20 protein-coding genes are annotated in these 21199 nt (G+C 49.1%); 19 read left to right on the plus strand and 1 reads right to left on the minus strand.

Going from position 1 to position 21199, the window contains the following annotated elements:
- Positions 1-5 precede the first annotated feature (5 nt).
- The 3 genes from L985_RS02175 (at position 6) to L985_RS02185 (ending at position 1705) form a co-directional block, all read left to right on the plus strand.
- Positions 6-713, plus strand: a complete 708-nt coding sequence (locus L985_RS02175; RefSeq protein ID WP_148662004.1) for a hypothetical protein — start codon at positions 6-8, stop codon at positions 711-713.
- A gap of 64 nt (positions 714-777) precedes the next feature.
- Positions 778-1227 (plus strand): general stress protein, encoded by a 450-nt coding sequence (locus tag L985_RS02180; protein WP_029343327.1) that lies wholly within the window; start codon positions 778-780, stop codon positions 1225-1227.
- Positions 1228-1255: 28 nt separating this feature from the next.
- Positions 1256-1705, plus strand: coding sequence for a universal stress protein (locus L985_RS02185; protein ID WP_029343329.1), 450 nt, complete (start codon positions 1256-1258; stop codon positions 1703-1705).
- Positions 1706-1745: 40 nt separating this feature from the next.
- Here the strand turns inward: L985_RS02185 and L985_RS02190 are convergent, their stop codons facing one another.
- Positions 1746-1937 (minus strand): hypothetical protein, encoded by a 192-nt coding sequence (locus tag L985_RS02190; RefSeq protein ID WP_029343330.1) that lies wholly within the window; start codon positions 1935-1937, stop codon positions 1746-1748.
- A 134-nt stretch (positions 1938-2071) separates the two neighbouring features.
- Here L985_RS02190 and L985_RS02195 point away from each other — a divergent pair, with 134 nt between their 5' ends.
- The 16 genes from L985_RS02195 to L985_RS02265 all read left to right on the plus strand — a co-directional run bounded on the left by L985_RS02195 (position 2072) and on the right by L985_RS02265 (position 21166).
- Positions 2072-2515 (plus strand): MarR family transcriptional regulator, encoded by a 444-nt coding sequence (locus L985_RS02195; RefSeq protein ID WP_029343331.1) that lies wholly within the window; start codon positions 2072-2074, stop codon positions 2513-2515.
- A gap of 30 nt (positions 2516-2545) precedes the next feature.
- Positions 2546-5212, plus strand: coding sequence for an MMPL family transporter (locus L985_RS02200; RefSeq protein ID WP_047391618.1), 2667 nt, complete (start codon positions 2546-2548; stop codon positions 5210-5212).
- Positions 5213-5296: 84 nt separating this feature from the next.
- Entirely contained in the window at positions 5297-6145 is an 849-nt protein-coding gene (locus L985_RS02205) for an MBL fold metallo-hydrolase (protein ID WP_047391613.1), read from the plus strand.
- 78 nt (positions 6146-6223) lie between these two features.
- A complete protein-coding gene (locus L985_RS17200) occupies positions 6224-6352 on the plus strand; it encodes a hypothetical protein (RefSeq protein WP_255415721.1) in 129 nt (42 codons plus the stop codon).
- A 107-nt stretch (positions 6353-6459) separates the two neighbouring features.
- Positions 6460-7164, plus strand: coding sequence for a hypothetical protein (locus L985_RS02210; RefSeq protein WP_047391610.1), 705 nt, complete (start codon positions 6460-6462; stop codon positions 7162-7164).
- 110 nt (positions 7165-7274) lie between these two features.
- Entirely contained in the window at positions 7275-8435 is a 1161-nt protein-coding gene (locus tag L985_RS02215; RefSeq protein ID WP_029343336.1) for an ROK family transcriptional regulator, read from the plus strand.
- Positions 8436-8656: 221 nt separating this feature from the next.
- A complete protein-coding gene (locus L985_RS02220) occupies positions 8657-9139 on the plus strand; it encodes a hypothetical protein (RefSeq protein ID WP_047391606.1) in 483 nt (160 codons plus the stop codon).
- 29 nt (positions 9140-9168) lie between these two features.
- Positions 9169-10479 carry an ABC transporter substrate-binding protein gene (locus L985_RS02225; RefSeq protein WP_029343338.1) on the plus strand — a complete coding sequence of 437 codons (1311 nt, stop codon included), beginning with the start codon at positions 9169-9171 and terminating at the stop codon, positions 10477-10479.
- Between the two features lie 72 nt (positions 10480-10551).
- Positions 10552-11514, plus strand: a complete 963-nt coding sequence (locus L985_RS02230) for a carbohydrate ABC transporter permease (protein ID WP_029343340.1) — start codon at positions 10552-10554, stop codon at positions 11512-11514.
- Positions 11515-11527: 13 nt separating this feature from the next.
- On the plus strand, positions 11528-12313 hold the full coding sequence (locus L985_RS02235) for a carbohydrate ABC transporter permease (protein WP_023466970.1): 786 nt from the start codon (positions 11528-11530) through the stop codon (positions 12311-12313).
- A 25-nt stretch (positions 12314-12338) separates the two neighbouring features.
- Positions 12339-14333 carry a beta-galactosidase gene (locus L985_RS02240; protein WP_047391602.1) on the plus strand — a complete coding sequence of 665 codons (1995 nt, stop codon included), beginning with the start codon at positions 12339-12341 and terminating at the stop codon, positions 14331-14333.
- Between the two features lie 14 nt (positions 14334-14347).
- Positions 14348-16471: an alpha-galactosidase gene (locus tag L985_RS02245; RefSeq protein ID WP_047391598.1), complete on the plus strand. Its 2124-nt coding sequence runs from the start codon at positions 14348-14350 to the stop codon at positions 16469-16471.
- Complete coding sequence (locus tag L985_RS02250; RefSeq protein ID WP_047391595.1) at positions 16468-17640, plus strand: galactokinase; 1173 nt, start codon at positions 16468-16470, stop codon at positions 17638-17640. Before L985_RS02245 ends, L985_RS02250 begins: the two co-directional genes overlap by 4 nt.
- Positions 17641-18639, plus strand: coding sequence for a UDP-glucose 4-epimerase GalE (gene galE, locus L985_RS02255; RefSeq protein WP_047391592.1), 999 nt, complete (start codon positions 17641-17643; stop codon positions 18637-18639).
- Positions 18640-18668: 29 nt separating this feature from the next.
- Positions 18669-20165: a UDP-glucose--hexose-1-phosphate uridylyltransferase gene (locus L985_RS02260; RefSeq protein WP_047391588.1), complete on the plus strand. Its 1497-nt coding sequence runs from the start codon at positions 18669-18671 to the stop codon at positions 20163-20165.
- Positions 20162-21166, plus strand: coding sequence for an aldose epimerase family protein (locus tag L985_RS02265; RefSeq protein WP_047391585.1), 1005 nt, complete (start codon positions 20162-20164; stop codon positions 21164-21166). Before L985_RS02260 ends, L985_RS02265 begins: the two co-directional genes overlap by 4 nt.
- Positions 21167-21199: the final 33 nt, after the last annotated feature.

Here is a 21199-nt window from a genome sequence, read left to right on the forward strand (position 1 = left end):
GCCTCATGAATATAGGAGCATTCCTCTTTGCATTGCTAGCGCGCGTCGTTTGGTCAAATCCGGTCACCATTCCTGCGTTGCCTCTTGTTCCAGCATCTTTTTTCGATGCGATTACAGGTGTCGTGTTCACGACGTTGTTAATTTGGTGTATTCGACCGGTTCGTGCCTTTCCTGCAGATCGAGAACTGATTGAAGATATCGGAGGATGGCTCGCGTTATCACTCGTGACGCTTGGCGTCAGTAGTATGACCGGACCACCATGGGAACTTGTCTGGACAACGATTTCATTCATTAGTCTGTGCTTAGTTTATATGAAAATTCAACACCATCCGCGACGATCGCCTTGGATGCGCTCTCCGATTTCAGTCCTGCTCGCCTGGATGAGTACGATGTTGTTGATTTTACCATTTCGGATCTTATCCGATTTTCAGTTCACTTCGCTATTTGGTCTTTCCGAACAGCAATGGAGTACGCTCGCACTCGTCGTAGCGATTATCGGAGGACTCTTGTTTGTCATCATTCATTCCGACTGGGTGTTTGGTCTCACGCTCGTCTGGTATTTGATTGGACTGTTCTTTAACGATCGCCTCGCTCTTGTGCAACAAATCGTAACAGGAATCGGGATCGTAGGTGCTTTACTGTTGTGCTATTACGTCTTTTATAAACGGCAACGTCTTTTTCGACAGCAATCACCGAAGTCTTCTTCGTCTTAGTCATGTTTTAGGTGAATTTGGGGTATATCCCATATAGCTGTTATAAAAGGGGGAGACGTGTGTCATGGGAAAAAAACAATGGATTGGTGTCTATCAAAATGAAACGGATTTGATTCGAAAAATCGAGGATTTACATTTTGCGGGTTATTTAGAAGAGGATCTGTATGTCGTGTTACAAGACAAGACCGATATGGCGATGTTACGTGGACAATCAGCGGCTCAACTCGTCTCCGGGAAACGGACGCTGTTTGAGCGGTTTACAGGCAAACCGTCTTCGGCTGAGGAAATTCAAACTGCCTTTACGGAACTTGGGTTACCAGAGTCGGATATTCGTCAGCATGTCTTACGTGTCCAGCAAGGTGAGTATGTCCTGTTAGCAGACGAGGCAGGAGCAGCACGTCCTGCGCCGGAACCAAAAAGTATTTTGGAGACTGAACCAGAAGGGATCGAGGCAGAACGGAAACTTGATCACGAAAACCGCGCCCTCGAAAATGAAAATGACCGGATGCTGTAAGAGAGTCGTGCAGAAAGGATGATTCTTGATGGAGAGCCAGTATCATACGATTTTAGTGGCAGTCGATGGATCAAAGACGGCAGATCTTGCCTTTGAAAAGGCAGTGAAATTTGCCAAACTCGATCGTGCTAAACTCGTTATCGCCCATGTCATTGATATTCAGACATTTGCTAATGTACGTGCCAATAAGCGTTTCATTGATCAAAACGTCACGGAATATGCACAAGGACTGCTCGATCGTTACGAGAAGCGGGCACGAGAAGCAGGCATCGAGACAGTTGAACTGGTCATCGAAAATGGCTCTCCCAAAACATTGATTCCGAAGGTCATCGCACCACGTGTCGGTGCTGGGTTGATCGTCTGCGGGGCGGTCGGGATGAATGCGATGGAACGCATCATGATCGGGAGTGTCTCTGAAAACATCTCCCGTTATGCAAAATGCGATATCTATATCGTCCGTCCTAAAACCTTGAAGTGATAAAACACAGCACACATCAGACGATGTGTGCTGTTTCATGTCATGTTAAAAAATAATAGAAGATGCCTAATAAAATCAAAATGATCGGAAGAAAAATAAAATACATCCAAGACATGTTTTTGGCCGAAGTTTTATGGTCATACTTTTCTTCTGCTGGTTGCTTGGCAATCCGTAACGTAAAGACAAGACCTACGAGACAGATGACTAACGCAATCCAAAACAAAGTCAACATAAGCAAGCTCCTCTCTTCTTTTATCATACAGAAATTGGTCATGTTCTGCATCTGTAAGTTGTGACAGTTTAGAGTTGACAGCCTTCTAGTTGAGGGGCTAAACTAACTTCGTAAGTTTAGGGGGTAAACTAAAAATGAAAGACAATTTACGTGAAGCAGTCCTCCTGTTTGAAGAAGTCATGATCCACGGAACAGAACGTGTGTTGAAGTCGGTCGAAGCACCCGTTTGGCAAATGTATTCACCGGAGCAACTTCATGTGTTGAAGCTCGTCGGAAAATATGGACCGATTTCGTCCGGTCGTCTCGCGGCAGTGCAGGGTGTTCACAAAAGTGCCATCTCCAACCGGCTGAAAAAGTTGACGGAAAAAGGTCTCGTCATCGTCGAACGACGAGAAGACGACCACCGGACGAAGTACATTTCGTTGACGGAATCAGGTCGGTTAGTGGCAACAGAAGCGGAGCAAGAAATCTATACGTATCTTGAGAATTTGATTGAAGGAAAGGTCGAGGAAGAAGAAATCATTCAGTTCATCGAAACCTTCAAAAAGATTAAAGAGATTTTGCAGTTGAATGACTAAAAACAGATAGAAGGAAGAGGAGAATCGGATATGCGACAAATCGTCAAATGGCGCTGGGCAATTCTTGCGTTATTGCTCATCGTTACAGTAGGTTTACTATTTACGGCACCAAACTTGGCTAAACAAGCAGAAGAAGCAGGTGCGATTCAGCTTGCAAATGATGCTGATTCGCAACGGGCAGCTGACATTTTAGAAAAAGCGGGGGCCAGCGAAGAAACGATCTCGCTTGTCATTCCGCTCAAAGACAAAGTCAGCGATGCCGATCGAAAGTCGATCGGACAAATCGTTCAGGATTTAGAAGCACTTGATCGTCCGGTCACGGATGTGCTGGATCCGTTTGAAAACAAAGAGACGGAAGGACAGCTCGTCTCAAAAGATAAAAAGACGGTCCTCGTGCCGATTACAGTCGACGGTTCGCAAGAAGAAATCGTCAAACTGGCAAAACAAATCCGGACGGATCTCTTACCAAAGGATCAAACGATCTATCTAACGGGTGAAGCGTTAATCAACGATGACGTTAATACGAGCTCACAAGAAGGATTGAAGCGGACAGAACTGATTACCGTCGGATTGATTTTCGGACTGCTTCTGCTCGTTTTCCGTTCAGTCGTCACACCGTTCGTCCCACTCGTTGCAGTTGGGTTTACGTACCTGATCAGTCAATCACTCGTCGCCTTTTTCGTCGATTGGTTCGGCTTCCCGGTATCGAACTATACGCAAATCTTCCTCGTCGCCATTCTATTCGGGATTGGGACGGATTATTGTATCTTGCTCCTGAGCCGGTATAAGGAAGAGTTGACGGCAGGGCACGACGTTGAGACAGCAATCGTCAACACGTATAAGACAGCAGGGCGTACGTTACTAATCAGTGGTCTCGCTGTTCTTGTCGGTTTCTCAGCGATCGGTTTTGCGGACTTCCCGATCTTTAAGTCATCGGTCGCCGTTGCGGTCGGGATTGCCGTACTCTTACTTGTTTTGTTCACACTCGTTCCATTCTTCATGGCGACATTAAAAGAAAAGCTATTTTGGCCATCTAAGAAGGCAGCGAGTCACCAGGATAGCAAGCTCTGGGCACATTATGGTGGATTATCAATCCGTCGTCCGTTGCTTGCGATGATCATCGTTGCGATCGTCACGGTCCCGACACTCTTTACGTATGATGATGACCTTTCGTTTAATACCGTCGATGAGATTGGTGCGAAGTATGAGACGGTCAAAGGACTCAATGCGATCTCGGATGGATTTGGTGCAGGTGAGTCGCTCCCGGTCAACGTCATCCTGAAGAGTGACGATGATTTGATTACTGAAAAAACAGTTCCTTATGCGGAACAACTCAGTCGCGAACTGGTGAAGATTGACGGGGTCAAATCGGTTCGTTCGATTTCTCGTCCGACAGGCGAAGTCATCAATGATTTCTACGTCGATCGTCAATTAAAACAAGTTGCTGATGGCATGAAAGAAGCAACAGCTGGTCTTGGGGACGTTCAGTCTGGTCTGACGACCGTTGAAGATAATCTCAACGGTATCACAGGACAGCTACCGGCAGGAGACGCGGCTTCAGCAGGTGCGAGTCAGTTGCAACAAGCAGCAGACGGACTCGGGCAAATCAACCAACAGTTGACGCTTGTCGGTCAAGGGTTACAATCGACCCAAAACATCCCGCAAACCGTCGGAACGTTGAATGCATTGTCTGGTCAATTGAGCCAAGTTCAAGCTGGCATTAGTCAAGCAGCGAGCGGTATCGCGTCTCAAGGAGCGCAAGCCGGTCAGTTGGGGAACGGATTAACACAACTTGCGGATGGTGTCGGTCAAGCGAACGAAGGACTGACGAAAATTGAAAGTGGTCTTGAGGAAATCTCGGATCTTCTGACCGAGATGGGACAAGCGACATCGATTCGGGGGACAGGTGTGTTCGTACCAAAAGATACGCTATCGGATAAAGCCTTTAAACCAGCGATTGATCGTTACGCGATTGATCAACAGACGGGATTGAAGTTCGAAGTCATCCTCGAGGATGATCCGTATTCTCCAGAAGCGATTCAAACTGTCGCTGCGATCAAAGAGACGACAGCGAAGACAATCAAAGATACACCATTTGAAGACAGCAGTGTTGCATACGGTGGGATCTCAAGCGTCAACAGTGATTTAAACGATACGTCAAAAGCCGATTTCAAACGAACGGTGACGGTCATGCTGATCAGTCTCTTCGTGATTCTAGCGATCATGTTCCGTTCATTGATCATGCCGTTGTTCATGATTGGTTCGTTATTGCTAACGTATTATACGTCGATGTCGATCGCAGAGCTGATCTTCGTCAACGGACTCGGATATGACGGTATCAGTTGGGCTGTTCCGTTCTTCGGATTCGTCATGTTGATTGCCCTTGGTATCGACTACTCGATCTTCCTACTCGACCGTTTCCGGGAAGAGACGATCAACGGACTCGATACGAAGGAAGCGATGTTCCTGTCGATGAAAAAAATGGGGTCTGTCATCATCACGGCAGCGATTATTCTTGCAGGAACCTTCGGGGCGATGATGCCGTCTGGTGTCTTGAGTCTCGTTCAAATCGCGACGATCGTCATCACAGGTCTACTCTTGTATGGTTTGATCGTCTTACCACTCTTGATTCCAGCAATCACGGTATCGTTCGGTAAAGGAGTCTGGTGGCCGTTTCGACCAAACGCTAAAAAATAACAACTAAGCAGACCGGGTTCGTCTTCTAGATGAACCCGGTTTTGTCATGACGTATACTAAGAGCAGATGATAAGGAGGTAGAGCATGCAACACTTCAAACAACTGACTTCACGGATTTGGTATCAGACACCGGTCAGCGAGACGGACCGCCCGATTCTCGCTGTCGTGCGCGGGGAGAACCATCAATTGATGATTGATGCGGGGAACTCTTCAGCCCATGCAGCACTATTCTTAGAAGAAATGAAGATACATGAACTTGGATCGCCGACCTTGTTGGCATTGACACACTGGCACTGGGATCATATTTTTGGAATGAAACATCTTGGTCTCCCATCAATTGCGACCAAGCAAACGATCACGCATATGAAGGAGATGCAGCCGTATGCCTGGACGGATGAAGCACTGCAAGAACGAATGGATCAAGGCATTGAGATTCCGTTTTGCGCCGACGCGATCAAGCTCGAGTTCGGTGTGACACGCGATATCGAAATTGTCTTACCGACGATCGGCTTTGAAAGACAACTGGATCTCGATTTAGGTGGGGTGCATTGCCAACTGATCGAAGTCGAAAATGATCACTCTCCAGGAAGCCTACTCGTCTACATCCCGGAAGAACGTGTCGTGTTCTTAGGTGACGCCATGTATGCCGATATCTTTTCGCCGAAGGTGAATTATACGGTTGAGCGGACGACGCGTTTACTAGCGACACTGGATCGTTTAGATACCGACTATTATATCTGGTCGCATGGAGAAGCGATGCCAAAGTCAGAATTTGAAGAAGAGGTCAAGATGTTGCGTCGAGCCATTCGCGTAACGAAAGCGACCGAAGGACGACTGAAGGATATGCGAACCTTGTATGCAGAAGAGACCGGACGATCGTTGACAGAAGATGAGACCGAAACATTGATTTATTTCGCAAATGGAATGAAATGACAGATCATAACAAGGGATAGGATGGTGGATGTCGAAATGAATAAAGTACTACGAGTTTGTTAAAGGGAGCGGTACTGTATGACGAAGCCAAGATTCGAACGGGATGAAACCGTCGATCGCGTCTTTTTTGGGAAAGCGGGCATCTTCTCATTTTTAATCATCGTCGGAGGCATTCTATATCTACTATATGATCTGTATCTACAATGACCGGGACGCATGCGTTCCGGTTTTTTGAATTCAGGGGAGTGCACGAAAACCAGATATTGGGTAATAACTTGCGTGAGGCTGTTAGCGAAAGTGAGAGGAGATGTCGGATGAAACGAATTCAAATTGCGGATTTTGATCGACGCATGCCGTCGATTGAACTGGTCGAAAAGGATGATCACTATGAAGCGATGCTTGTTCCGAGTTATGACCATACGTATCCTTCGACACAAATCCGGACGATCCGCTTAGCGGATATCTCCGTCAATCTGATTGTGACTCCGCAAGAAACACTGCTTGTTTCTGCGCTTTTTCATAAACCGGTTCAAGTGACGGATATTGTTTCCTGGATGCAGCTGTATACGATTAGTTTTGCCCAGTCGGATGAGACTGGCTATTTCGTCGAACAAGCAGATGAAATTTTAGAAGTCGTCTTGTATCAGAAACATCCGATCGTCATCGCGACACGTGGTCAGGATCGATTGTATTACGATACGACGGGGGCGATCGAGGTCCGACGGGCGATGAATGAATCGGTCGGCGAACGTCCGTTGCTTTATTTGAATGGGGAAGCCTGGTACGGTGTCCCACGCTTGACGTTCAATCGAGTGACGGATGAGTTGCACGTCAACGGCACATTTTTATATGCGGACTATATGGATGCACACCACGGGAAAATCGGTTTCTTCCGTGAAAATGATCCTTCTCTACCAATCGTCTTGCTTGTCGGTCAAGCCATCGTCGAAATCGAACTGACCGAGAATCCGGACGGTTCACGTGTCTTGATTTTGGAACAACCATATGACGAAGCATGAAAGTGCACAAAAACCGTTCAGCAGATGAACGGTTTTTTGATGAGACCGTGAAATCCCTTACAAAATATGCGAAGATAGTAAAGAGACAGACCAAAGGGGTTGAGGGGGACATGGCGAAAGAAACACCGCGTAATTCTAAATGGATGCGTTCCTATAATCGAGCACTCGTCTTGCGACTGATTCGGATGCATCAACCGATTTCGCGGGTCGAGTTAGCACAACGGACGAACTTGACGAAGCCGACGGTATCAAACATCGTCAGTGAATTGATTGCAGAACAACTCGTGACAGAGCGAGAGCTCGGGATATCAAACGGGGGACGAAAACCGATCATGCTCGAACTCGTCGCAACAGAACAGTACGTCATCGGCATCGATGCAACTAGTCACCAATTCATCGGTGTCGTTGCTGATTTAAGTGGGAACACGATTCATGAGTCCGAAGCCGTGGGACGCTTTGAGACGAATGAAGAACTGGTCGAAGCAATCGGACGCTTATGCGAGACCTTGATTGCACAGACAGAAGGACGAGGAACGATTCACGGCATCGGGATCTCCGTCCACGGGATGGTCAATCCGGAGACAGGTGTCATTCTTTTTGCTCCACGTTTTCACCTGCATGACGTTGAGTTGAAGGTACAACTCGAAGCACGCTTTGACTATCCTGTCTTCATCGAAAATGATGTCCGGGCACTCGCTTCGTTTGAGTTATTGTTCGGTGAAGGCGTCGGGGTCGAACAATTTTTCTATCTCTATGCTGGGGAAGGTATCGGGGGTGCTTATGTGCTCGACGGACAGCTTGTCGACGGACAACATCATATTACGGGAGAGGTCGGACATATGCGTCTTGATCTCGACGGTCCGATTTGTTCGTGCGGGAACCGGGGATGTCTAGAAGCACTAGCAGGTGAAAAAGCATTGTTACGGGATTATGCGGTCGTTGATCCACAAGTCTCGACGCTTGCTGATTTGCGCAAGCGGTTGAACGAGGGAGACGAGCAGGCGGTTCGGGCGTATGAACGGGCGGGGGAATACATCGGAATCGGTGTCTTGAATACAATTCATCTCCTGAATCCACGCCGGATTTTACTTGGGGGACCAATGTTCGAGCTCGCACCGACGATCGTTGATCAAATCAAGGAACGGGTCGAGCACACGGCGTTGACCGCTGCTTCACGTGAAACCGATGTCAAGATGGTCCCATGGGGTGAAAAACAGGGAGCACTCAGTGCGGCGGCCCTTGCAACGAACAGTTTATTTCAAACGATTTAATGAACCGATTCCGTGTCTTGCGAACCAGCAGGAGATGGAATCGGTTTTGTTATTCAAAAATAATTTAATGAAACCGTTTACAAATTAAAAAGTGATATGCTATAGTCGATGTAAAGTTAGATAATAAATTTAATTTACTAAGTTCATGGTCAACTAAGTGGAGGTGGATGCAGGTTAGCAAGGGCTAATCAAGCTGAAGCAGGAAAGGGAGGCATCGCGCAATGGAACCATACGATCCATGGGTTTCGTACCGTGAAGCTTTCGGGCGTTACGGAGCAATCCGCGGTTTTTATTTTCATCGGTCGACGCAACAGATGACAGAACAGGGTCCAGGCGATGTCCCGACAGACGAGCAGGATATCGTGCTCGTCCGACCACGACGTGACGGTGTGTTTCAATTCCGGATGTCATCGGTACAAGGGGTCCTGACGATCCGTTCATCCGAGCTACACATTCGAAAAAATGAGAGCGGATACATTGAATTACGCGCACTCATGCAACACATGCGCTCTGCCGGTTGTTTAACGCTCGGTGGGGAGTTCTATCTCTTCGTCCGACCGGACGTTGATACGCTGGCGTACCGTCTTCGATTGATTGCCCGCGTATTGATTCAGCTACAGGGAATGCCGATTCAGACGAAAGTGATCGAAGAATGGTGCAAAAAAGCACAAATTGAAGGGGAACACGCTAGACGATACGCTTGACTACTTACACATAAAAGGGGAGCTCTTACATGAAATTCAAAAAAACGAAACTCGTTGCTGCAGCATCAGTCCTAACATTATCCGCATTCCTTGCTGCTTGTGGTGGCGAAGACGAGCAACAAACGAAAACGAAAGACGGCAAGACGATCGTCACATGGTGGGGCTGGGCGCCACAACCAGAAGCGGGGAAAGCAGTCGTTGATGCGTTCAACGAATCGCAAGACAAATACGTCGTTCAATTCAAACGCTACAGTGAAGACTATGAAAAACAATTACAAGTCGCGATGTTGTCAGGTAAGGGTCCAGACATCATCGGTCTAAAAGAACCGATGATCCAGCAGTACAAGGATCGTGTCGTACCCGTTGATTCGTACATGGATAAAGCAGCAGGCAAAGGCTGGAAAGACAAGTTCGTCGAGCTTGGAATCGAACAAACGACACTCGACGGTAAACAATATGCAGTGCCAATCGGGTTCACAGGTCAAGCGTACTTGATGTACAACAAGACGATGCTCGACAAATACGGCGTGACACCACCGAAGAACTACAAAGAAACAGTCAGTGCAGTCAAGAAGATCAAAGACTCAGGCGATAAAGTCATCCCACTCATGCTCGGAGCAAAAGATGCGTGGATCGATATCGACGTCTACAACGTCCTCAGTCACCAAGTCGCACCAGGCTACATCCAAAAAGTTCTTTCGGGTGAAGCGAAGTGGACAGACGACGAGATGGTCAAAACAGCGCAAATCTGGCAAGACCTCTTCAAGGATAAAGTCTTCCAAGAAGGTGCACTTGGTTTAGCGACGTACAATGACGGGATGAACCAATTCTTCGATAAAAAAGCAGCGATGTGGGTCATCGGTTCATGGGAAGCACACTCGATGACGACGAAAGAGAAAAAAGAAAAATGGAAAATCGATGATGAGCTCGGATTCGTTCCACTCCCGAACTTAGCAGGCGGAACAGAGCAACCCGTCATCGCATCGATCGACATGGCACTTGGTGTCAACAAAGAGTCAAAACAACAAGAAGGTGCAGCGGAGTTCATCGCCTTCATGAGCCAAGGAAAAGGACAAGAAGTCTACATGGGTGAGTTCGAGATGGCACCTGGAATCAAGGACGTCAAAGTCGATTCAGATGCTGCCTTCACATCGGAAGGTGAAAAAGAGTCGTACAAGATGTTGAACGAAACATTAGCAAAAGCGGTTGCTAGCCGTGGTATCCGGGATACGAAATTAAACGATATCCTCGGTAAGGAACTTCAAAATATCGCGACAGGACAAGATCCGAAAGAAGCATTACAACGCGTTCAAGACGCAGCGGATCAATCAGCGAAATAAGACTCGACAGTGAAGTGGTACGCCTGCGTGCCACTTCCTGATTTTTGGACTTGAGGAAAGTGGGGAATCCATATGCAGACAGAGCGACAGGAATTGCCGATTAAACCAAAAGCAGAACCGCTCCAGCCGGTAGCGACACGTACGCCTGCGCCAAGGAAGAAAAAGAACATGAAGCGGAACATGGTCGGATGGGCTTTCGTTGCCCCGATCGTCTTGTTCGTCGTCAGCTTCATCTATTATGGGATCTTCTATAACGCCTATAACTCGTTCTTCTCGTGGGACGGAATCTCGTTTGACAAAGCGTTCGTCGGACTCGACAACTATGCTGAGATGTTCCAAGATCCAGACTTCTATCTCTCGCTGAAGAATACGTTCATCTTCACGATTTTAACAGTCACGATCCAAGCCGGTATCGGTCTTGTCTTGGCGTACTTCCTGCATACACCGGGACCAATGCGGACGGCGATGAAGTCGGTCTTCTTCTTCCCGGTCGTCTTGAGCCCTGTCGTACTCGGTGCGGCATTCTCACAAATCTATGATTTCCAGTTTGGTTACATCAATGAGTTCCTCCGTGCAATTGGTCTCGGTAGCCTCGAACAGAACTGGCTCGGTGACCCGGATATCGCGCTTTATTCCGTCATTGCAATCAACATCTTCCAGTGGACGGGTTCTTCAATGGTCATGTACTACATGGCGATGTTGACGATTGAGAAGGAAATCTTCGAAGCAGCAAAAATCGATGGAGCTGGATTCTTCCGGACACTGTGGAGCATCGTCTTCCCGAACTTGAAAGGAACGACGTTCACACTTTCGATCCTCGGTGTCATCGGTGGTCTGAAGACGTTTGACTTAGTCTGGATCACAACAGCCGGCGGACCGGGATCGTCGACGGAGTTCATTTCGACTTATCTATTCCGGAAATCGATGTTGCAACAGGAAGTTGGTTACTCGAGTGCTGTTGCCATCATCCTGTTGACGATTGCCTTACTCATCACGTACTTCCAATTGCGCGTACAAAAGAAAATGGATAACTAAGGAGGAACGACCCATGGATGTAGAATCTAAAAAAAGCCGCTGGATGATCAACCTTGTATTGGTGCTGGCATCAATCGTCTGGTTATTCCCGATTTTCGTCATGTTCAAAGAGAGTCTCCGAATCAATGGATTCGACAACTATATCGCGACACTGCAAAACCCGAACTTCCCAACGTTCGTCTTCAACAGTTTCTTCGTTGCCTTCTTCATGATCATCATCTCGATCACGATTCTGGCATTCGCGGCGTTCGCCTTCTCGAAACTTGAGTTTGCTGGAAAACGCCTTTTGTTCAACATGGTCTTAGCGGGTCTGATGTTACCCGTCGCTTCGATGATCGTTCCATTGTTCTTCACGCTCCGTTCGTTTGACGGACTGAACAACCACTGGGGACTGATCGGAGCGGAAGTCGCATTCTTCTTACCATTCGGTCTGATGCTCATCAAAGGGTACTTCGATGAACTACCAAACGAACTGATGGAAGCCGCGTATATCGATGGGGCGACGATTCTTGAAGTCTTCTTCAAAGTTATGCTACCGCTCGCAAAACCAGCCCTCGCAACAGCTTTAATCTATGCGTTCCTTAACTCATGGAACGAATACTTGATGGTTCTTACGTTCATGACGGATCCTGCCTATCAGACAGTGACGATGGCACCAAGTTTCTTCAAAGATGCACTCGGTGGGGACCCAGGAAAAATCTACGCGTCACTTGTTTTGATCAGTTTACCGACGATGATCTTCTATATCTTCTTCCAACGTTTCTTCCAAAAAGGAATGACGGCGGGTGCAGTAAAATAATTGTTTTTGCGTAAGGAGGAGCACAATGTATTTAGGAGTCGATTATTATCCAGAACAAACACCACGAGCACTATGGGAGGAAGATTTCCGGCTGATGAAGGAACTTGGCGTCAACGTCGTTCGTCTCGCAGAATTCGCTTGGTCCATGATGGAGCCGGAAGAAGGCGTCTATGACTTCAGCTTTTGGGATGACGTCATCGAACGCTTGAGTGCGGAAGGATTCGACATCGTACTCGGAACACCAACTGCGACACCACCGGCTTGGTTATGTACGAAGTATCCAGAAATCTTACCGGTCGATGAGAACGGTGTGACAATCAGCTTTGGTGCTCGTCGCCATTATACGGTCCACAGCGAAACCTACCAGCGTCTATCCGTCAAGATCACGGAAGAGATGGCGAAACGATATGGTCAACATCCTCGTGTCATCGGGTGGCAAACGGATAATGAATACGGGCATGAGAAATCGGATCGTTCTTACGGCGATGTCGACCGCGCTGCTTTTCAGCGTTGGTTAGAGAACCGTTACGGAACGCTCGATGCCTTGAACGAAGCATGGGGAACCGTCTTCTGGAGTCAGACGTACACGGCGTGGGAGCAAATCCCGGTACCGCGTAAAGTCTATCAGGAACACAACCCATCCTTGCTCGTCGACTTCGATCGCTTCTGTGCCGACGGCTATACGTACTACAACAAATTACAAGTTGATGTCTTACGTCGCTACATTCCAGAGAACGTCTTCATCACGCACAATCTGGTCTACAGTGACATGGCGGTCAATCAGCAACAAATGGCGCAAGACCTCGATTACGTGGCGTTCGATAACTACCCAGTCTGGGGTGGACTACCGGAGCCGAACCGGTTCGAGAAGATGGCGAGTGATCACGATCTTTGCCGCTCTTCGAAGCAAGGAAAAGGATTTTGGGTCATGGAACAATTGAGTGGCGCACAAGGCTGGAGCAAAATCGGTTACTTGCCGCGACCAGGGCATATTCGCCTCTGGACGTACCAAGCGGTCGCGCGGGGAGCAGAAGCGATCGTCTACTTCCGCTTCCGGGCTGCTCATTTCGGAACAGAGGAGTTCTGTCACGGCATCATCGATCATGACGGAAAACCGAAACGGAAATTCGAAGAAGTCAAACAGATCATGACAGAACTGAATACGTACGGCGATGAGATCAACGCGAGCCGTTATGACGCGAAAGTCGGTGTCTATTTCGATCAAGAAAACGTCTGGGCGTGGACACACCAGCCGCACAGTGATGCGTTTGATTTCCGGACGGAGTTCGTTCGCTTCTATGGTGGAGCGGTTCGTCAACAAGTCGCAACTGACATCGTCTTCCCAGGTGATGATCTATCTCGTTATAAACTGATCATCGTTCCGCTCTATTTCTTAACGAATCCAACGTTCGATGACGCCTTGATTGCGTACATGGAACAAGGTGGTCATGTCATCTTCACGTACCGGACAGGCGTCAAGGATGCACGGAACCATGTCGTACCAACGACGTTACCGGGTAAATTCGCGCCGTATGCGGGCATCGAAATCGACGAATACGAATCACTCCAGTCCGTTCAACAACACAAGGTGGCAGGCATTGGCGAGATGGCAGGACAATCCTCAACAGCCCGCCTCTGGTGTGATCTCATCACACCAACGACAGCAGAGACGCTCGCTGTCTATGAAGATACGTTCTATGAGGGTGTAGCGGCTGTGACGCGCAATGCCTATAAAGGAATGATTACCTACATCGGCTCATCGATTGATGATGCGATGATCGATACGATTTACCGTCAAGCGTTCACTGAGGCCGGCATCGAGATGATCGAGGCGCCGGATCAAGTCGAAATCGTGCGTCGTCATGGCGAAAAACGTGATTTCCTCTTCTTGATGAACCATGACACGAAAGAAACGCGGGACGTCACGTTAGACGGAACATACCAAGCATTGACAAAAGATGAGACATATCGTGGAACGGTCCAGCTCGCACCACTTGAGACACTGATTCTGACGACGTAAGGAGGAAGAGAACCATGGCAATCTTTGAAGTAGCAGGACGTCGTTTCGTCATCGAAGGGAAACGGGTCGCTCACGTCGTCACGATCGGTGCGAACGGTAAGCTGATTCACACGTATTTCGGTGCCAAGTTACCATATCGAGATGATTATGAAGCGTTACCGAGTCCGATCGTCGCACACAGTTCGTTTGAATCACCAGATGGCGTCGCGACGTACGATTTCGTACCATTCGGTGAGATGTTGTATACGGAGCCGACATTGAAGTCGGAACGAGAGGACGGGCAACGGATTCACCAGTTCCAGTTTGAACGATCCGAGCAGACAGAAACGAAATTGACGCTCTGGCTGTTTGATCCCTTGCAGGAGATGCGTGTCGGGGTTCAGTACGAAGTGTTCACCGATTACGACATCATCGGTCGTTCGATCGTCGTCGAAAACACGGGACGATTACCTGTTCGTTTGACAGCAGCCCAGTCCTTTGCGATGGGACGCTGGCATCAACCGAATTTAAAACTTCATCACTTTGCTGGCATGTGGACAGGTGAGTTCAAGAAACAGATCACACCGGTGACACCAGGGCGTCAGACGATTGAAAGTCGGCGTGGGGTGACGAGTCACCAAGCGAATCCCTGGTTCGCGCTCGAGCAGGACGCGACAGAAGACAGCGGTGAAGTCGTCTACGGACATTTTGCTTATTCCGGCAACTGGGCGATTCATGTCGAACAAGATGCGTTCGGTTTTGTCCAACTGTCAGGTGGAATGAATCCGTTTGACTTCAGTTGGAAACTATCACATCAACAACAGTTGACGACACCAACGTTCTACATCGGCTATGCGGACGGGTTTGCGGATATGAGCGCCTATGCGCATTCGTTTCAGCGTGACGTCATCATGCCGCGTGCGACGGAGCGTCCAGTTCTCTATAACTCATGGGAAGCGACTTATTTCGATGTGACGGAATCTGGTCAACGTGAACTCGTTGATCTTGCAGCAGGAATCGGTTGTGAGCTGTTCGTCGTCGATGACGGTTGGTTTGGCGAACGCCATTCCGATCAAGCGGGACTCGGGGACTGGCACGTCAATCGGGAAAAATTCCCGAACGGTCTAGAGCCTTTGATCTCGTATGTGAAACAGCAAGGTTTACAATTCGGACTATGGGTCGAACCGGAGATGGTCAACCCGGATTCTGATCTATACCGGGCGCATCCGGACTGGATTTACCATGCACGGGATGCGGTTCGGACGACGTCACGGAATCAATACGTCTTGAATCTCGGATTACCAGAAGTCGAGCAGTTCATTCTCGAGATGATGGATGACTTGCTGACGCGTCACGCAATCGACTACATCAAGTGGGACATGAACCGCGCCTTCTCGGAACCGGGTGTTCCAAAAGACCAGACGGATCGCCAACAGGAATTATGGAAACGTCACGTCGATGCGTTGTACCGAATCTTTGATGAATTACGTCGCTTGCATCCGACGGTCGACTTTGAAGCCTGTGCAGGTGGTGGCGGACGGATCGACCTTGGAATCCTCTCACGGACGGAACAAGTCTGGACGAGTGATAACACCGATCCACTCGATCGCTTACAAATTCAGCATGACTTCTCGTATGCCTACAATGCGAAGATGATGAGCTGCTGGGTGACGGACGGACCGAACTGGTTAAATGGGCGCAACGTACCACTTGCGACACGCTTCGTCTCCTCGATGCAAGGTACACTCGGCATCGGTGGTAACTTAAGCGAGTGGTCAACGGATGAACTTGCGGAAGCAAAAGGCTGGATCGAGACATATCAAGCGATTCGTCCGACGATCCAACGCGGCATCCAGTACCGCCTATCTGCTTTTACACAACAGACGCCAAGCGTCATGCAATATACATCGGAAGAAGAAACGGTCTTGCTTGCGATCGCGCCACTTCGACAATACGGAACACACCAGTATCACTTCAAGCTAAAAGGACTCGACCCAGCAATGCGTTATCAAGTCGAGGACCGGACGTTAAGCGGCGCTTACTTGATGCAACAAGGCTTGACGTTCTCATACACGACAGACTATGAAGCCCGCTGCTTGCGGATTCAGCCAGTCCACCGTGCGCTCTCACTACTTGAATCAAAGGAGACGATCGTATGACAGACCAGACGTTAGAAGCACAATTTGAACAGCGGTTTGGCTCACCGTCGACGCATCGCTTCTTTGCACCAGGACGGATCAACTTAATCGGTGAACATACGGATTACAATGGCGGTCACGTCTTTCCATGTGCGTTGACGTTCGGTACGCATGCGATCGCACGAAAACGAGACGATCAACGCTTCCGCTTCTACTCACTGAATTTCGAGCAAGACGGCATCATCGAAGTCGCACTCGACGAACTTGCGTATGACGCGACGCACAGTTGGGCGAACTATGCGAAGGGGATGATTACAGTCTTACAGGAAGCCGGGTACCGAATCGATTCAGGATGTGACATCCTGATTCAAGGTGACATCCCGAATGGAGCTGGTCTTTCATCATCGGCTTCGCTTGAACTCGTCATCGGTGTCTTGCTCAATCGATTATACGGATTAGAGATTCCACGTCTTGATCTCGTCCGGTTCGGTCAACAAGTCGAAAACCGTTATATTGGCGTCAACAGTGGTATCATGGATCAGTTTGCGATCGGTATGGGAAAAGCGGGAGCGGGATTGTTGCTCGATTGTGAGACGCTCGATTATACGTATGCCCCACTCGATTTGACGGGGTATACAATCATCATCATGAATACGAACAAACGCCGTGAATTGGCGGATTCGAAATACAATGAACGCCGGGCGGAATGTGAGACAGCACTCGCTTATCTCAATCAATTCACGCCACGGGAAGCACTCGGACAATGGACGACTTCAGAATTTGCAAAAGTCGCATGGGAAGACGAACGTTTGATGCGTCGCGCCCGCCATGCGATTTCAGAGAATGAACGAACGCTTCAGGCACTAGCAGCACTTGAAGCGGGAGAACTGACGACGTTCGGTCAGTTGATGAACGCTTCACACGTCTCGTTACGGGAAGATTATGAAGTGACAGGGATTGAACTCGATACACTCGTCGAAGCGGCTTGGGAACAACCGGGCGTGCTCGGCGCACGGATGACAGGTGCTGGTTTTGGGGGCTGTGCGATTGCGATCGTTGAAGACGAGGCAGTCGACGCCTTCAAACAAGCTGTCGGCGAACATTATGAAGCACGGATCGGTTACCCGGCGACGTTCTATACGGCGACGGTCGGTGACGGAGCACGTGAAATCGAACGGGAGGTCATCTAAATGGCAACGTTAGTCGTAGGTGGAGCTGGTTATATCGGCTCCCATGCCGTCTATCAATTGATTGATGCCGGAAAGGATGTCGTCGTCATCGACCATCTGCAATCCGGACACCGTGAAGCGGTTCATCCGCAAGCGCGTCTATATGAAGGAGACATACGCGATCGTGCTTTTCTCGATCGCGTCTTTACGGAAGAGACGATTGAACAAGTCGTTCATTTCGCTGCTTTTTCACTCGTCGGCGAGTCGATGACGGAACCATTACGTTACTTTGATAACAACGTTTACGGGACACAAGTGTTGCTCGAAGCGATGACTGCTCATGACATCAAACAAATCGTCTTCTCTTCGACGGCAGCGACATACGGTGAACAGGAACAAATGCCGATTCTCGAAACAGCGGAAACACGTCCAACGAATGCCTATGGTGAGACGAAGTTGATGATGGAGAAGATGATGCGATGGTCTGAACAAGCGTATGGCTTACGTTACGTCGCGTTACGTTACTTTAATGTCGCCGGTGCACGGGCAACCGGAGAGATCGGGGAAGACCATACACCAGAAACACATTTGATTCCGCTCGTCCTTGAAGTCGCCAACCGACAACGGGCAGAAATTTCGATTTATGGCGATGATTATCCAACGCCGGATGGCACGTGCATTCGTGATTACATCCATGTTGAAGACTTGATCGATGCCCATATACGAGCACTCGATTTTTTAGCGAATGGCAACGATAGTACGGTCTTTAACCTCGGTTCAAGCCAAGGGTTTTCCGTGCGAGAAATCATCGAAGCAGCTCGTCGTGTAACTGGACATCCGATTCCAGAACGAATCATCGAACGTCGTGCAGGGGATCCGAGTATCTTGATCGCCGGATCCGCTAAAGCAAAAGAAGTTCTCGGCTGGACACCACAACGTACCGACATCGAAACAATCATCCGTGATGCTTGGAATTGGCATGCGCACAATCCAGAAGGATACCGGACGAGCGTTCGTTAAAGAGAGACAGAATGAGGAGAGTGACGGCGATGAATGAACTCATCCAACAGTTAGTAGCGCAAGCAATCCAGGAACGCTTGATTGAACCGGAAGATGCGATCTACGCCCGGAACCGGATTCTAGCGCGGGTCGGTCAAGCCGATTTTGAAGAACAGGCAGACGTACCATCTCGCCCAATTCCAGATGTTTTGGATGACATGATCGAAGTGTTGATCGCAAGCGGACAGTTGCCGGCGCGTCTTGAAGACAAAGAGCAGTTCGCAGCAGATGTGATGGATATCTTCGTCGCCCGTCCATCTGACGTGACGGCGGTATTCCGTCGTCTGTACGCTGAATCACCTATTGCTGCGACGGATTATTTTTACCAACTGAGCCAAGCAAGTAACTACATTCAAACGAAACGGATTGCTAAAAATAAACGTTATCAAGCGGAGACAGCTTACGGAACGATCGATGTCACGATCAACTTATCGAAGCCGGAAAAAGATCCGCGTGAAATCGCGGCAGCCCGGACGGAGGCACCGACGACGTCGAACTATCCGACCTGCCTGTTATGCGTTGAAAACGTCGGCTACGCGGGTCGTGCGAATCATCCAGCCCGTGCGAATCACCGAATCGTTCCGCTGACACTGATGGAAGAACCATGGGCACTACAATACTCACCGTATGTCTACTACAACGAACATAGCATCATTTTGTCGCAGGAACATCGTGACATGGTCATCAATCGGGATGCGTTTGCACGTCTGCTCGCCTTCATCGAGCAATTCCCACATTACTTTGCTGGTTCGAACGCCGACCTGCCGATCGTCGGTGGATCGATCTTGACGCATGATCATTATCAGGGCGGTCGCTATACGTTTGCGATGGACCGGGCAAAAGCTTTAACATCCTTTACGTTCCCGGATCAGCCGACAGTCACTGGTGAAACTTTACACTGGCCACTGAGTGTGTTGCGTCTGAAAAGTACAGATGCGTCGGCACTACTCGATGTTGCGACGACCGTCTATGAGACGTGGTTGACGTATACGGATGAGAGTCAAGAGATCCAGTCACACACAGGTGAGACGCGACACAATACGGTGACGCCGATTGCTCGTCAGCGTGATGGACAATTCGAGCTCGATCTCGTCTTACGGAACAACCGGACGTCAGCAGAACATCCGGACGGTATTTTCCATACGCATGCTGATATTCACCATATCAAACGGGAAAATATCGGTTTGATCGAGGTGATGGGACTGGCGGTCTTACCGGCACGTTTGCTCCAAGAGTTGCAACAGGTTGAACGATTCATCACAGGTGAAATCGACGAAGTGGCAGTTGCTCATGCTGACTGGGCAGAGGAACTAAAACAAGCGTATGACGGTCAAGATGTCACGATGTACGTCGAACAAGCAGTCGCCGCGAAATTCGTACGTGGTCTCGAGGACTGTGGCGTCTTTAAGCAGACGGAAGACGGTCAGGCAGCGTTCGGACGATTCATTCAACTCGTGACGCGCCAACCGGTGGAGGAACAACGATGACACGACTACTTGAGAAAGAGTTGATCCGCCATACGTTACGCCAGGAAGGCATCGAAGTGACACTCTGGAACTACGGCGGCATCATCCAAGATATCCGGACGATCGATCGGGATGGTCATTTAGAGAGTGTTGTCCTTGGCCTCGAGACGGTGGAAGATTATCAACAGCACTCGCCTTACTTCGGGGCAATCGTCGGACGCGTCGCTGGTCGAATCGGACAGGCGCGCTTCGAAGTAGCGGGAGACGTCTATCCGCTCGTCGCAAACGACGGTGCGAATCATCTACATGGTGGGATTCACGGATTCGATCAAGCGTGGTTCGATGTCATTGAAGCGACGGATAGATTGTTCCACTTGCGCTTGAACAGTCCAGACGGAGAAGAAGGTTATCCGGGAACGGTCACGCTCGACGTGTATTATCGCCTAGACGATACGACACTGACGCTTGAGATGACGGCTGTAACGGATCAAACGACACCCCTCAATCTGACGAATCATACGTACTTCAACTTATCGGGAAATGCGAAGCGGGATGTGTTGGATCACGTCTTGACGTTACCAAGTGACTACTACTTACCCGTCCAGCCAGATGGCTTGCCGACGGGCGAACAACGGGATGTCTCCGGAACCCCGTTTGATTTCCGTAACGGTCAGTCGATTCGTGACGGGATTACGCTGGAACATCCCGAGACGATTGCTGTCGGAAACGGCTACGATCATCCATTCGTGTTGCGGGCTGACACACTCCGACTTGAAGATCCGGTATCCGGTCGCTTCGTCGACGTGACAACAAATCAGCCAGCAGTCGTGCTCTATACCGGAACACAACTGCTGACCGATTATACGGTTCATGGGGTTTCGGCTCGACCATCGCTTGGCTTATGCCTTGAAACGCAAGCTCATCCGAATGCAGTCCATGAATCTGATTTTCCATCAATCCTGTTGTCACCCGGTGAGGCGTATCACTGGAAAACAGCTTATCGCTTTGGTGTAATATCTTGATTGATTCGAAGAAGCCCCGCTTTCCGTGTCCGG

Source organism: Exiguobacterium sp. ZWU0009, assembly GCF_000798935.2.
Taxonomy (GTDB): domain Bacteria; phylum Bacillota; class Bacilli; order Exiguobacteriales; family Exiguobacteriaceae; genus Exiguobacterium_A; species Exiguobacterium_A acetylicum.

Coding starts and splice junctions, on each gene's coding strand:
- L985_RS02175 (WP_148662004.1), top strand. CDS start 6: ATGAATATAGGAGCATTCCTCTTTGCATTGCTAGCGCGCGTCGTTTGG.
- L985_RS02180 (WP_029343327.1), top strand. CDS start 778: ATGGGAAAAAAACAATGGATTGGTGTCTATCAAAATGAAACGGATTTG.
- L985_RS02185 (WP_029343329.1), top strand. CDS start 1,256: ATGGAGAGCCAGTATCATACGATTTTAGTGGCAGTCGATGGATCAAAG.
- L985_RS02190 (WP_029343330.1), bottom strand. CDS start 1,937: ATGTTGACTTTGTTTTGGATTGCGTTAGTCATCTGTCTCGTAGGTCTT.
- L985_RS02195 (WP_029343331.1), top strand. CDS start 2,072: ATGAAAGACAATTTACGTGAAGCAGTCCTCCTGTTTGAAGAAGTCATG.
- L985_RS02200 (WP_047391618.1), top strand. CDS start 2,546: ATGCGACAAATCGTCAAATGGCGCTGGGCAATTCTTGCGTTATTGCTC.
- L985_RS02205 (WP_047391613.1), top strand. CDS start 5,297: ATGCAACACTTCAAACAACTGACTTCACGGATTTGGTATCAGACACCG.
- L985_RS17200 (WP_255415721.1), top strand. CDS start 6,224: ATGACGAAGCCAAGATTCGAACGGGATGAAACCGTCGATCGCGTCTTT.
- L985_RS02210 (WP_047391610.1), top strand. CDS start 6,460: ATGAAACGAATTCAAATTGCGGATTTTGATCGACGCATGCCGTCGATT.
- L985_RS02215 (WP_029343336.1), top strand. CDS start 7,275: ATGGCGAAAGAAACACCGCGTAATTCTAAATGGATGCGTTCCTATAAT.
- L985_RS02220 (WP_047391606.1), top strand. CDS start 8,657: ATGGAACCATACGATCCATGGGTTTCGTACCGTGAAGCTTTCGGGCGT.
- L985_RS02225 (WP_029343338.1), top strand. CDS start 9,169: ATGAAATTCAAAAAAACGAAACTCGTTGCTGCAGCATCAGTCCTAACA.
- L985_RS02230 (WP_029343340.1), top strand. CDS start 10,552: ATGCAGACAGAGCGACAGGAATTGCCGATTAAACCAAAAGCAGAACCG.
- L985_RS02235 (WP_023466970.1), top strand. CDS start 11,528: ATGGATGTAGAATCTAAAAAAAGCCGCTGGATGATCAACCTTGTATTG.
- L985_RS02240 (WP_047391602.1), top strand. CDS start 12,339: ATGTATTTAGGAGTCGATTATTATCCAGAACAAACACCACGAGCACTA.
- L985_RS02245 (WP_047391598.1), top strand. CDS start 14,348: ATGGCAATCTTTGAAGTAGCAGGACGTCGTTTCGTCATCGAAGGGAAA.
- L985_RS02250 (WP_047391595.1), top strand. CDS start 16,468: ATGACAGACCAGACGTTAGAAGCACAATTTGAACAGCGGTTTGGCTCA.
- galE (WP_047391592.1), top strand. CDS start 17,641: ATGGCAACGTTAGTCGTAGGTGGAGCTGGTTATATCGGCTCCCATGCC.
- L985_RS02260 (WP_047391588.1), top strand. CDS start 18,669: ATGAATGAACTCATCCAACAGTTAGTAGCGCAAGCAATCCAGGAACGC.
- L985_RS02265 (WP_047391585.1), top strand. CDS start 20,162: ATGACACGACTACTTGAGAAAGAGTTGATCCGCCATACGTTACGCCAG.